This is a genomic window from Stakelama marina, assembly GCF_018122655.1.
Lineage (GTDB): Bacteria > Pseudomonadota > Alphaproteobacteria > Sphingomonadales > Sphingomonadaceae > Sphingomonas > Sphingomonas marina.
Window position 1 is genome coordinate 723,811 of the sequence record NZ_JAGRQC010000001.1, and the last position, 13,574, is coordinate 737,384.

At 63.5% G+C, this 13,574-nt stretch carries 10 protein-coding genes; 9 read left to right on the forward strand and 1 reads right to left on the reverse strand.

Translation table 11 applies throughout. The features are described from left to right. The first annotated feature begins 8 nt into the window (after positions 1 to 8). From J7S20_RS03440 to J7S20_RS03450, 3 genes are all read left to right on the forward strand, one after another. Positions 9 to 2,087: a M13 family metallopeptidase gene (locus tag J7S20_RS03440; RefSeq protein WP_284052827.1), complete on the forward strand. Its 2,079-nt coding sequence runs from the start codon at positions 9 to 11 to the stop codon at positions 2,085 to 2,087. Between the two features lie 84 nt (positions 2,088 to 2,171). Next, positions 2,172 to 4,556 (forward strand): hybrid sensor histidine kinase/response regulator, encoded by a 2,385-nt coding sequence (locus J7S20_RS03445; protein ID WP_284052828.1) that lies wholly within the window; start codon positions 2,172 to 2,174, stop codon positions 4,554 to 4,556. Between the two features lie 40 nt (positions 4,557 to 4,596). After that, positions 4,597 to 4,950 (forward strand): response regulator, encoded by a 354-nt coding sequence (locus tag J7S20_RS03450; RefSeq protein ID WP_284052829.1) that lies wholly within the window; start codon positions 4,597 to 4,599, stop codon positions 4,948 to 4,950. Positions 4,951 to 4,953: 3 nt separating this feature from the next. Here J7S20_RS03450 and J7S20_RS03455 read toward each other — a convergent pair whose 3' ends face one another. Next, positions 4,954 to 5,610, reverse strand: a complete 657-nt coding sequence (locus J7S20_RS03455) for a hypothetical protein (protein ID WP_284052830.1) — start codon at positions 5,608 to 5,610, stop codon at positions 4,954 to 4,956. A 167-nt stretch (positions 5,611 to 5,777) separates the two neighbouring features. Between J7S20_RS03455 and recA the strand changes: the two genes are divergently transcribed. From recA to alaS, 6 genes are all read left to right on the forward strand, one after another. Then, positions 5,778 to 6,857 (forward strand): recombinase RecA, encoded by a 1,080-nt coding sequence (recA, locus tag J7S20_RS03460; protein WP_284052831.1) that lies wholly within the window; start codon positions 5,778 to 5,780, stop codon positions 6,855 to 6,857. Between the two features lie 154 nt (positions 6,858 to 7,011). Continuing rightward, a complete protein-coding gene (locus J7S20_RS03465) occupies positions 7,012 to 7,638 on the forward strand; it encodes a glutathione S-transferase family protein (RefSeq protein ID WP_284052832.1) in 627 nt (208 codons plus the stop codon). Between the two features lie 47 nt (positions 7,639 to 7,685). Continuing rightward, entirely contained in the window at positions 7,686 to 8,918 is a 1,233-nt protein-coding gene (locus J7S20_RS03470; RefSeq protein ID WP_284052833.1) for a dicarboxylate/amino acid:cation symporter, read from the forward strand. Next, complete coding sequence (locus J7S20_RS03475; protein ID WP_284052834.1) at positions 8,915 to 10,168, forward strand: M24 family metallopeptidase; 1,254 nt, start codon at positions 8,915 to 8,917, stop codon at positions 10,166 to 10,168. The genes J7S20_RS03470 and J7S20_RS03475 overlap by 4 nt, the downstream gene beginning before the upstream one ends. Before the next feature lie 3 nt (positions 10,169 to 10,171). Then, the gene (locus J7S20_RS03480) at positions 10,172 to 10,843 is read left to right on the forward strand and encodes a phytanoyl-CoA dioxygenase family protein (protein ID WP_284052835.1); all 672 of its coding nucleotides are present in this window, start codon (positions 10,172 to 10,174) and stop codon (positions 10,841 to 10,843) included. Between the two features lie 71 nt (positions 10,844 to 10,914). Further along, on the forward strand, positions 10,915 to 13,572 hold the full coding sequence (alaS, locus tag J7S20_RS03485; protein WP_284052836.1) for an alanine--tRNA ligase: 2,658 nt from the start codon (positions 10,915 to 10,917) through the stop codon (positions 13,570 to 13,572). Positions 13,573 to 13,574: the final 2 nt, after the last annotated feature.

Here is a 13,574-nt window from a genome sequence, read left to right on the forward strand (position 1 = left end):
GATTCTTCATGCGGCGCACGCTTTTCGTCTCCACGATTCTTGCCGGCTCCACCCTTCTTGCATCCTGCGCAACCAGCACGGTTGCCGATACACCGTCGGCCCCGCTTGAAAAGGCGGCGGTTTCGAAGGTTACGCCGGCTCCGGCGCCCAAGCCGCAGATCGGCCAGTTCGGCTTTGACGAAGCCGGGATGGACAAGGCGGTCGAGCCGGGCAACGACTTCTACGAATATGCCAACGGCACGTGGCAGAAGGATACGGTAATCCCGTCGGACAAGTCGGCATACGGCCTGTTCACGATGCTTGCCGATCTGTCGCAGAAGCGCACGCACGGTATCCTCGAAAATGTGAAGAACGACCCCAATTCGAAGATCGGCGTTGCCTATTCGACCTATCTCGATCGCGATGCGATCGACGCCAAGGGTCTGGCGCCGATCGATCCGTGGCTCAACCAGATCCGCGGGTTGAAGTCGAAATCGGGATATGCCGCGCTCGTGGCGCAGGCGGATCGCAACGGCGTGCGCGTTCCGTTCGGCAGCTATGTCGGGCAGGACGACAAGCAGCCCGACATCTACGCCATGAACCTGTATCAGGGCGGCACCGGGCTGCCCGACCGCGAATATTATCTGTCGAAGGACGCCAAGTTCCAGAAGATCCGCGACCAGTATGTCGCGCACATGGCGAAGATGCTGACGCTTGCGGGCGAGGGCAATGCCCAGGCCCGCGCGCAGGCAATCATGAACCTGGAGACCGGCTTCGCCAAGGCGCAGTGGACGCGCGTCGAAAGCCGCGATTCGAACAAGACGTACAACAAGCTGACGCTCTCCGACCTTCAGCAGAAGGCGCCGGGCTTCGATTTCGCGACCTATCTGAAGGGCATCGGCGCCAATGTCGATTATGTGATCGTCGCACAGCCCAGCGCGGTCGAGGGCGAGGCCAAGCTGATTTCGAATACACCGCTTTCGGTGCTGAAGGACCAGTTGCTCGTCCGCTCGCTCGAAGGATTTTCCGACGTCCTGCCCAAGCCGTTCGACGACGAGAATTTCGCCTTTTACGGCACCGTCCTGTCGGGCACGCCCGAGCAGCAGGTGCGCTGGAAGCGCGCGGTCGACTTCACCAGTGGCATCCTCTCCGACGACGTGTCGAAGATCTATGTCGCGAAATATTTCCCGCCCGAAACCAAGGTGGCGGCGGACAAGATGGTGAAGAATATCATCGCCGCGATGGATCGCCGCATCGACAAGCTCGACTGGATGGCCCCCCAGACCAAGGTGAAGGCGCACGAAAAGCTCGCCGCGTTCACGCCGAAGATCGGATATCCCGACAAGTGGCGTGACTATTCGGGGCTGATCATCAAGCCGGGCGATGCGTTCGGCAATAATCTGCGCGCCAACCAGTGGCAGCACAATTACAACATCAACAAGCTCGGCAAGCCGATCTATCGCTGGGAATGGGGCATGACCCCGATGACGGTGAACGCCTACGCCAATCCGGGCATGGTCGAGATCGTTTTCCCGGCCGCGATTCTCCAGCCGCCCTTCTTCGACCCGAACGCCGATCCGGCGGTCAATTACGGCGGTATCGGCGCCGTTATCGGCCACGAACTCAGCCACCATTTCGACGACCAGGGTTCGAAGTACAACAAGGAGGGCCGCCTGGTCGATTGGTGGACGCCCGCCGATCACAAGGCGTTCGATGCGCGTACCAATGCGCTGGTCCAGGAATATGACAAATACGAGCCGCTGCCGGGCAAGCACGTCAACGGAAAGCTGACGCTGGGCGAGAACATCGCCGATCTGGCGGGCCTGACCGTGTCGCACGACGCCTATATGCACTCGCTCAACGGCAAGACGCCGCCGGTGATCGACGGGTACACCGCCGACCAGCGCTTCTATCTTGGCTGGGCGCAGGTGTGGCGGCGCAAATACCGCGAAGCCAATCTGGAACAGCGGCTGCTGACCGACCCGCATTCGCCGTCCGAACAGCGGACCTGGGTCGTGCGCAACCTCGATCCCTGGTACCCGGCGTTCGATGTTACCGCGAGCCAGAAGCTCTATCTGGCGCCCGATCAGCGCGTGCGCATCTGGTAATCGCATCGGGGAGGGCGGTTCGCCGCCCTCCCTTGCTCCTGCCGCTTGACCGCGGGCGAGCGTGCGCACATCACGGCGAAAGCCATGGCAACGCTCTCTTCTCGTTCTTCCTCGACCAAAGGCGGGCTCGCATGGCCGCTGGTCGTGACGATCGCCTCGGGCATCGTCGCGGCGGCGGCCATTGTCGCATTGTTGGGCGACCCCGTGGTGGCCGCCGGCTTTATCGGATCGGCGATTCTGATCGCAGGAGGACTGGCCGGATGGGCTCGGCTGTCGCGCGACCAGGCGGCCCCCGAAACCGAAATCGACTGGTCGCTGGCGCATGTCCTGGCAAGCGCCAGCAACGAAGCGCTGGCCGTCACCGATCGCGCCGGGCGGCTGGTATGCGCGAACGAACGCTTCGAAACGCTTTTCGGCGGGTTTCCGACACCGCCGTCGCTGCCCGTTGCCGACAAGGACAATGCAGTGCTGGCCAAGGCGGGGCGAGCCGCCTGGCGCGATGGCGAGGCATCGGCGGCGATCGCGAAGGGCGATCACAGCCCGCTCGACGTGACGCTACAGCGCGCCGGGGACGACATGCTCGTCTGGAGATTTTCGGGCGGAGAGATCATCGACATACCGTCGCGGGTGGAGGCGATGGTTGGTGGCGATAGCGGCGCTCGGCTCGGCGCGGCCGGAATCATGGTTGCGCTGATCAGCCGGCAGGGCAGAGTGCGCGCGGCCAACGCCGTATTTCGCGAACGTGCGATGGGCAGTCGCGATTCCGCGGCCGAAGGCCGGGATTTTGCGCGGCTCCTGATTACCGACAATCACGGGCTGATCCGGTTCGAGCGCGAAGGGCTGGCCGGCAACCCGCTTCGCATTCTGCAAGTGCCCTTTCTCGACGACGACGACGGGCCGATGCTCCTCGCGCTGCTCGACGAGGAGCATGACAACAGCCCTGCGCCGTCGATGAATGCGGGCGCGCATATCCGCACGCTGGTGTCGCTGTTGCCGGTGGGCATGGCACTGGTCGATCGCGACGGACGGTTCGTTCACATGAACGACGCCTTCATCAAGGCGACCGACATCTCGCCAGACAACCCGCCGCTCTATCCCGGCGATCTCGTGGTGCGCGAGGACAAGGGGCCGCTCGCCGACATTATTCGCCGCTTTGCCAACGGCGCTGCACATGCCGGCGACATGACCGTCCGCCTGAAGGAGCAGCCCGACGAGCCCGTCGCGATAACCGTGGCGGGCGCGCGCGGCATGGGCGAGGCGGCCGTACTGCTCAGCCTGAAGGACAACAGCGAGGAAACGCGGCTCAAGCGGCAGGTCGCGCAGGCGACGAAGATGCAAGCGGTCGGCCAGCTCGCCGGTGGCGTCGCGCACGATTTCAACAATATCCTGACCGCGATCATCGGTCACTGCGATCTGATGCTGATGCGCCATTCGCCCGGCGACAGCGATTATGACGACATCCAGCAGATCCGCGCCAATTCCAATCGCGCGGCGAGCCTGACGCGGCAGCTGCTCGCCTTTTCGCGACAGCAGACGCTGCGACCTCAGGTTCTGCAGTTGCCCGACGTCATTTCAGAGGTCTCGAACCTGCTCAAGCGGCTGCTCGGCGAAACGGTCGATCTGGTGGTGCAGCACGGACGCGGGCTCAGCCCGGTTCGCGCCGACCCCGGGCAGCTGGAACAGGTCGTCGTTAACCTGGCGGTCAACGCCCGCGATGCAATGCTCGCGAAGAACCCGCATGGCGGTGGTACGGTTACGATCGAGACGATGGCGGTAACGGCGTCGGAAATTCGCAAGCTCAACGACGACGTGCTGCCGATCGGTGATTATACCGCGCTGCGCGTCAGCGATACGGGCACCGGTATCCCGCAGGAATCGCTGTCGAAGATATTCGAGCCCTTCTACACGACGAAGGATGTCGGCAAGGGAACCGGGCTTGGCCTGTCGACGGTGTACGGCATCATCAAGCAGTCGGGCGGATATATCTTTGCCGAATCGCCGCCGGGCGAAGGGGCGCAGTTCACCATCTTCCTGCCGGTCCATGCCGCGCAGGCGCCGGGCCGGGCAGCGCTCCCGCAAAAGCCGAAAAAGGAAGACCTGTGGGGCAGCGGAACCATCCTGCTGGTCGAGGACGAGGATATGGTCCGCGCGATCGCCGAACGGGCGCTGACGCGGCAGGGTTATACGGTGATGACCGCCGAGAATGGAGAGGCGGCGCTGGAAATGGTGGCGGACAAGCCCGAGATCGATCTGCTGATCTCAGACGTCGTCATGCCGGTCATGGACGGGCCGACGATGGCGCGCGCGATCCGCAAGGCATATCCCGATCTGAAGGTCTTGTTCATGTCGGGATATGCGGAGGAACAGCTGCGCAAGTCGATCGACATCGACAATGTTGCGTTTCTTCCCAAACCCTTTTCGGTTCAACAGCTTGCGGAAGCGACGCGCGACGTGATGACCGACGAATAAGCTTGGCTAGTGCGACGATCTGTGCTTGGAAGCGGACTGCATGACCGCCATTACGAACATCCTCGTCGTGGAAGACGAACCGCTCATCGCCATGATGCTCGAGGACTATCTCGAGATGTTCGGGCGCAAGGTTGCCGGCACTGCCGAAACCGTCGATGACGCGTTGGGCCGCGTGAGCGGGGGCGGCATCGACGCCGCGATCCTCGACGTCCATCTTCGCGGCGGCGAGAAGAGCTGGCCAGTTGCCGATGCACTTGCCGAGGCGGAAATTCCGTTCATCCTGGCGACCGGCGGATCGGGCGACACGATCGCCGAGCAGCACAAGGGGCGACCGGTGCTCAACAAGCCTTTCACGGCCGATGGTGTGGAGGCCGCGCTCAAGGCGCTGGGCTGAGGCCTATTTCGGAAACAGATGGTCGACGTTCGGGTCCGCAGTGAGCGCGCGGGCGACACGGCGACGCGCCTCGTAATAGAATAGGGCAGGCGGGTTCTTGCCTTCGCGCTCGAGGCGAGCGGCCTGCGCGTCCGACAGCGTGCTCTCGCCTGCCACATAGTCGCAATATCCCTCCGCCTTCCAGTTCGCGACAGTGAAGGGCGCGAGCCAGCCATAGCGATGCGCGATCAGAAGGTGCGTCGTTTCGTGCGCGATCGTGCCGCTCAGCGTGCGAACATTGGCGACAGCGGCGCCGTTCGTCACCCGGTCATGGGCAATGTCGCTGCGGTTGAAAATCGAATTGCCGAAGGGCGCACGGGTGATCGCAAAGGCGTGCTGCGCGGTCGGCGCGAGAAGCCGCCAGCGCCAACCTCCGTCGGTAAGATAGATCGAGCGTTTGCCAAGCGGCGCGGCGATTGCGCTTCGCGACGTCCGCGCATCCGCCGCCGCAAGGATGGCGGCCATCCGGTCGGGAATGGGATCAACCGAATAGACCGCGACGTCGCCGAATTGCGCATGGTGCGGGAAGGCCAGCGCGGCCGGCACCGCCGCAATGACCAGCAATGGCGCCCCGACCGCGAGCAGCGTCAGGGTGATGATTCGATTGACGATCCTTCGCATGCCGCGCTCCTGTATTGCCAAACTAATACAGCATGACCGTGGCGCGGGTGTCAAAGCCGGATGGGAAAATATTTGTTCCACTCTTGTTCAAATGGAACAAATCCGATACATCGCTGTCACAGACGTTGAATGCGTACCCGACATGCTCTAGCGACGAGGTTCATCCAATGGCGGCACAGCTCAAGGTAATCGACAACAAGATGGCAGCATCCAACGACAAGGCGGCGGGCGATCGCCAGAAGGCGCTCGACGCCGCACTCGCGCAGATCGACAGGGCGTTCGGCAAGGGCTCGGCGATGAAGCTGGGCCAGAAGGAAGCGATGCAGGTAGAGGCGGTTTCGACCGGCTCGCTCGGTCTCGACATCGCGCTCGGCGTCGGCGGCCTGCCGCGCGGCCGCGTGATCGAGGTCTATGGACCTGAAAGCTCGGGCAAGACCACGCTGGCGCTGCATGTCATCGCAGAAGCGCAGAAAATGGGTGGCACCGCGGCGTTCGTCGATGCCGAACACGCGCTCGACCCCGTCTATGCCCGCAAGCTGGGGGTCGATATCGATGAATTGATCGTGTCGCAGCCCGACACCGGCGAACAGGCGCTCGAAATCACCGACACGCTGGTGCGGTCGAACGCGATCGACGTACTGGTGGTCGATTCGGTCGCGGCGCTGGTACCGCGCGCCGAAATCGAAGGCGAGATGGGTGACAGCCATGTCGGCCTCCAGGCCCGGCTGATGTCGCAGAGCCTGCGTAAGCTGACCGGGTCGATCAGCCGCTCGCGCTGCATGGTGATCTTCATCAACCAGCTGCGCATGAAGATCGGCGTCATGTACGGCAATCCCGAGACGACGACGGGCGGCAACGCGCTGAAATTCTATGCTTCGGTGCGGCTCGACATTCGCCGCACCGGCCAGATCAAGGATCGCGACGAGGTGATCGGCAACTCGACGCGGGTAAAGGTCGTCAAGAACAAGGTCGCGCCGCCGTTCAAGCAGGTCGAGTTCGACATCATGTACGGCCAGGGCATCTCGAAAATCGGCGAGATCCTCGATCTCGGCGTCAAGGCGGGTCTGGTCGAGAAGTCGGGTTCGTGGTTCTCCTATGACAGCGTCCGGATCGGGCAGGGGCGTGAAAATGCCAAGACGTTCCTGAAGGAAAATCCCGAAATGATGGCGAAGCTCGAAAACGCCATTCGCGGCAAGACCGACGAGGTCGCCGAAGAGATGATGACCGGTCCCGACGCCGAGGACTGATGACAATCGGGTCGTGCCGCTTATTCCGCGGCGCGATCACCGGGGAACGCTCCCCGACGAAAGGCCCGGCGCCCTGCGGCGTCGGGCCTTTGCGTGCCGGTGACCGAGCGACTATCGCTGTTCCCGACAACAGCACGGCAGCAGGAGGACGGACATGTCGATCATGGTGCATCACCTCGAGAATTCGCGCTCGCAGCGTATCCTCTGGCTGCTCGAGGAACTCGGGCTCGACTATGTCGTGCAGCGTTATGAGCGCAACAGGGTGACGATGCTCGCACCGCCTGAACTGAAGCGAATCCATCCGCTCGGCAAATCGCCCGTGATCCAGGACGATCAGACCGTGGTCGCCGAAACGGGTGCGATCATCGAATATCTTGTCGAAAAGGCCGATGGCAAGCTTGGCCCGTCGCCGCACCGCCAGTCGGTGCTGCGCTATCGGCATTTCCTCCATTACGCCGAAGGGTCGTTGATGCCGCCGCTCCTGTTGAAGCTCGTTCTCGGCCGCATCCCGTTGCTGGGAAAGCGTGCGCAGAAACGCATCCAGCCGATGATCGACGTCCATCTGGACTTCGTCGAGTCGGAGCTTTCGGGTCGCGCCTGGTTCGCCGGCGATCGCTTTTCCGCCGCCGACATCATGATGAGCTTCCCGCTTGAGGCGGCCCGCTCGCGCGCCGGGCTCGACCACCATCGGCCCGCGACGATCGCATGGCTCGAAACCATCCACGCCCGTCCTGCCTATCAGGCAGCACTCGCCAAGGGCGGTCCCTATGCCTATGCGTGACTGACGGGCGGCGAGCGCCTGATCGAACAAGGGGGAGCAAGCGCGTAATGGGGTTCTGGTTTCGTATTCCGCTGTGGCAGCGCGTCGTGGGCGCGCTCGTACTCGGCGTAATCGTCGGCCTGCTCTGGGGGCCGGGTGCCGAATCGATCAAGTGGATCGGCGATCTGTTCATTCGTTCGATCCGGATGCTGGTCGTGCCGTTGATCTTCTTTTCGCTGGTGGCGGGCGTCGCCGCGATCGGCGACCTGCGCAAGCTGGGCCGGGTCGGCGGGCGCGCGGTCGGCCTGTTCCTGATTACCGGGTTGATCTCGGTCGCGCTTGGCCTGTTGCTGGGGGCGCTGATCCAGCCCGGGGCGGGGCTGAACCTGACACCGGACCCGTCGGCGATTCCCGACAAGGCGCCCCCCGGGGTCACCGACATGATCCTCTCGATGGTGCCCGACAATCCGGTTGCGGCGATGGCGAATGGCGATGTACTGCAACTGATCGTGTTCTCGATCCTGTTCGGCATCGGCATCGTGATGGCGAAGGAGGTCGCGGCGCCTGTCCAGCGCGCGGTCGATGCCGGCGCGGTCGTCATGCAGAACGTTACGATGATCGTGATGGAGCTGACCCCATTCGGCGTGTTCGCGCTGATCGCCTGGGTCGCCGGAAGCTATGGCCTGAACGCACTGCTGCCGCTCGGAAAGCTGGTGCTGACCAACTATCTCGGCTGCCTGCTCATTATCGTCGTGGTCTATGGCGGAATATTGCGCTTCGTCGCGAAGCTTCCGATCGGCGATTTCTTTCGCGGCGCGGTCGATGCGCAGGCGGTCGCCTATTCGACTGCGTCGTCGAGCGCGACCCTGCCGGTTTCGATGCGGTGCGCGCAGGATAATCTGGGCGTGTCGCGCAGCCTTTCGAGCTTCGTCCTGTCGCTCGGCGCCACGATCAACATGGACGGCACCGCGATGTACCTCGGGCTGGCGACGATGTTCGGTGCGCAGATCTTCGGCATCGATCTCAGCTTTGCCGACTATATGCTGATCGCGGTGACCGCGACACTGGGCTCGGTCGGTGCGGCGGGCATTCCGGGGGCCGGCCTCATCATGATGACGCTGGTGTTCGGCGTGGTCGGTGTCCCGCTCCAGACGATCGCCTTCGTCGCCGGAATCGACCGGATCATGGACATGATGCGCACCGCGACGAACGTGACGGGCGACCTGACGGTGACGACGACGGTGGCGAAGATGGTCGGCGAGATCGATGTCGCCGAATATAAATCGGCCGAGGACGTATGATGATCGGCCGGCGCAGCTTCATCGCGGCAGCCGCGGTCACGCCGCTGCTTTGGCGAGCAGGGGGCGCCGCCGCGTCCGAAATCGACACGTCCGATCTGAGCGACATTACCGGCGGTGCAAAGCCGATCGGCCGCGAGGAACGCGCGGCACGGATCGCGCGGGCGCAGAGGCTGATGCGGGCGAACGGTATCGGCTCGGTCCTGATCGAGCCGGGATCGTCGATGATCTATTTTTCCGGCGTTGAATGGTGGCGCAGCGAAAGGCTGACCGCGCTCGTCCTGCCGGTCGAAGGCGATCCGTGCATCGTCACGCCGTTTTTCGAAGCGCCCTCGGTCAGGGAATCGCTCGGGATCGAGGCAGATATCCGTGTCTGGCAGGAGGATCAGGACCCGCTGAAGCTCGTTGCCGGCTTCCTGAAGGAGCGGGGGCTGGCGAACAGGCCGATCGGGATCGAACAGACCGTGCGCTATTTCGCGGTCAATGGGCTGCAACATGCGCTGCCAGACGCGGATATCGTCTCTGCAGCGCGCGTCGTCCGGGCGGTCAGGATGCGCAAGACGCCCGCTGAAATCGCGCTGATGCAGCTCGCCACCGATGTCACCATCGCCGCCTATCGCTGGACCTATCCGCGCGTCGAGGCCGGGATGACCGCGCAGCAGGTTTCGGCGATGATGAGCGCGGCGACGCGCAAACTCGGAGGCTCGGTGGAGTTCAGCATGGTGCTGCTGAACGAAGCGTCTGCCTATCCGCACGGGTCGAAACAACCGCAAAGGGTCGCCGATGGCGGCGTTGTGCTGATGGACTGCGGCTGTACGGTACAGGGATATCAGTCGGACGTGTCGCGCACCTGGGTGCATGGAACCGCCTCGACCGAACAGCGCAAGATATGGGACACCGTGCACCAAGGGCAGCAGATCGCGTTTCAGGCGGCGACGCTGGGCTCCCCCGCCGGCAGCATCGACGACAAGGTCCGCGCCTATTACGAATCGCTCGGATACGGACCGGGTTATGCGCTTCCGGGTCTGTCGCACCGTACGGGCCACGGGATCGGGCTGGACGGGCATGAACCGGTGAACCTCGTCCACGGCGAAGACGAGCCGCTCGACATCGGTATGTGTTTTTCCGACGAACCGGGCATCTATCTGCCCGGCAAGTTCGGCGTGCGGCTGGAGGATTGTTTCCACATGACCGAAGCCGGCCCGAAATTCTTCAGCGAACCGCCGCCCAGCCTCGACCAGCCGATGGGTTGAGCCGTGTACGCTCCAGCCGAACTCAATGCGCGAGGGGCGATCTGCGCGCCATCATTTCTTCCGCCGGAAGAGATAGAGGAGTTCGTAAAAATCTTCGCTGCGCGGGAGGCTGCTCGGCCCGGAGAAAGGCTGGAGGTCAAGTCAGTTGCTGACAGGCCACAGATCGCGCGCGTTACTAGTCTGTTGCGAAAATATCTGGGAGAAAGCGCTCGCCCGGTTCGGGTGATTGCCTTCGACAAGCACTCGCAGAACAACTGGTTCCTGTCATGGCATCAGGACCGCACGATCGAGGTGAAGCGGCGAGCGGAAGTTGAAGATTACGGTCCGTGGACACGCAAACAGGGCCGTTTGCACGTCTCACCCCCCTTCGCGGTTATCGAAAGAATGTTGACAGTACGGATGCACGTGGACGCTGTTGATGAAGCCAACGCACCGCTGTTGATTGCGCCTGGTTCGCACAAGGCTGGTGTGATTTTGGAAACCCAGATTTCGTCGGTTGTCGATCGGTGTGGCGTGCAGACATGTCTCGCCGAGGCCGGAGACATATGGATCTATTCAACACCCATTCTGCACGCATCGAAGCGTGCCGTCGGGCAACGGCGGCGACGGGTGCTCCAGATTGACTATGCAGCTTTTGACCTACCGGCCGGACTGGAATGGGCTGCCGACGACTGACACCGCGCTCCAATTACCCTCATCGAAGCGTTTCGCTTGAGCAATCGGCGGTCCGCGCCTAAGTCGGCAGCATGATCTCGACCAACGATATTCGCCGCTCGTTCCTCGACTATTTCGCGAGTGAGGGACACACCAAGGTCCCGTCAGCGCCGCTCGTTCCGCAGAACGATCCGACGCTGATGTTCGTCAATGCCGGCATGGTGCCGTTCAAGAACGTGTTCACCGGCGCTGAAAAACGCGATTATTCGACCGCGACGAGCGCGCAGAAATGCGTCCGCGCGGGCGGAAAGCACAACGATCTCGACAATGTCGGCTATACCGCGCGGCACCACACTTTTTTCGAGATGCTCGGCAATTTCTCGTTCGGCGACTATTTCAAGGACCGTGCGATCGAGCTGTCGTGGAACCTGCTGACGAAGGAATGGGGGATCGACCCCGACCGGCTGCTCGTCACCATCTATCACGACGACGACCAGGCGGCCGAAATCTGGAAACGCGTCGCGGGACTGCCTGACGATCGCATTATCCGCATCGCCACGTCGGATAATTTCTGGTCGATGGGCGATGACGGTCCGTGCGGTCCGTGCTCCGAAATCTTCTACGACCACGGGCCCGAAATCCCGGGCGGCCCTCCCGGAAGCCCTGACGAGGACGGCGACCGTTTCATCGAGATCTGGAACCTCGTCTTCATGCAATATGTGCAGGAAGGCGGGAAGATCGTCGGCGACCTGCCCAAGCCGTCGATCGATACCGGCATGGGGCTGGAGCGGATCGCCGCGCTGCTGCAGGGCAAGCACGACAATTACGACACCGATACGTTCCGCACGCTGATCGAGGAATCGGCGATGCTGACCGGCACGTCGGCCGATGGCGAGCACAAGGCGAGCCACCGCGTCATTGCGGACCATCTTCGCTCGAGCGGATTTCTCGTCGCCGACGGCGTGCTGCCGGCGAACGAGGGCAGGGGCTATGTGCTGCGGCGGATCATGCGCCGCGCGATGCGCCACGCGCACCTGCTTGGCGCGAAGGAGCCGCTGATGCACCGCATGGTGCCGAGCCTGGTTGCCGAAATGGGCAATGCCTATCCCGAGCTCGTTCGCGCGCAGGCGCTGATCGAGGCGACGTTGCTGCAGGAAGAAGCGCGCTTCCGCCAGACGCTCGACAAGGGGCTGAAGCTGCTCGATGAGGCGACCGCCGACATGGCGAAGGGCGACACGCTGCCGGGCGAGACCGCGTTCAAGCTCTACGACACCTATGGCTTTCCGTATGACCTGACCGAGGATGCGCTCCGTTCGCAGGGGCTGTCGGTTGACCGCGCCGGTTTCGACGCCGCGATGGCCGAACAGAAGCGCGCCGCGCGCGCCGCCTGGAAGGGATCGGGCGAGCAGGCTTCGGACGAAATCTGGTTCGACATTGCCGATGAGGCCGGTTCGACCGAATTCATCGGCTATACCGGGACCGAGGGCGAAGGGCAGGTCGTCGCCATCGTGAAGAACAAGGCGCGCGTCGACAGCGCAAAGGCTGGTGACGAAGTCGTCGTCCTGACCAACCAGACGCCATTTTACGGCGAGAGCGGCGGGCAGGTCGGTGACGCCGGCACGATCGGCAACGACGGGGGATTGCGCGCGGTCGTTTCCGATACGTCGAAGCCGCTCGGCCGCCTGCACGCGCATCACGCCAGGGTCGAGACGGGTGAGATCAAGGTCGGCGATACCGTCCACCTCGCCATCGATGTCGACCGCCGCGACCGTATCCGCGCCAACCATTCGGCGACCCACCTGCTGCACGCGGCGCTGCGCAACCGGCTGGGCGAGCATGTCACGCAAAAGGGCAGTCTGGTCGCGCCCGACCGCTTCCGTTTCGATTTCTCGCATCCCTCGGCGCTGAGTGCCGAGGATATCGCTGCGATCGAGGCCGAGGTGAACGCGCAGATCCGGCATAACGACGAAGTCACAACGCGGCTGATGACGCCCGATGACGCGATTGCGGCAGGCGCGATGGCGCTGTTCGGCGAGAAATATGGCGACGAGGTTCGCGTGCTCTCGATGGGCGCTGCGACCGAGAAATCCTATTCGGTCGAGTTGTGCGGCGGCACGCATGTCCGCGCGCTGGGCGATATCGCGCTGTTCAAGATCGTAAGCGAAAGCGCGGTGTCGAGTGGTGTCCGGCGGATCGAGGCGTTGACCGGCGAGGCCGCGCGGCAATGGCTGAACGCGCGCGAAGACCGGCTGCGCGAAGCCGCGGCAACACTGAAGGCGACGCCCGAAGACGTTCCCGCGCGCGTCGCGAGCCTGATCGAGGACCGCCGCAAGCTAGAGCGTGAGCTAGCCGAGGCCAAGAAGGCTCTCGCGCTTGGCGGCGGTGGCGGACAGGCTGCGGGACCGGAGGATGTCGCGGGCGTGAAGTTCGTCGGCCAGGTCCTCGACGGCCTCGACCCCAAGGCGCTGCGCGGCGCAATCGACGAGCAGAAAAACCGCGTTGGCTCGGGCGTCGTCGCGCTGGTCGCGGTCAATGACGGTCGTGCGTCGGTAGCGGTCGGCGTGACCGACGATCTGACCGGTACGCACAACGCGGTCGATCTCGTCCGGGCGGGCGTGGAAGCGCTTGGCGGCAAGGGCGGCGGCGGCCGTCCCGACATGGCGCAGGGCGGCGGACCGGACGGGGCGAAAGGCGAAGCAGCGCTCGATGCAATCCGCGATACGCTGGCAAAGGCCAAAGCCGCGGCCTGAGC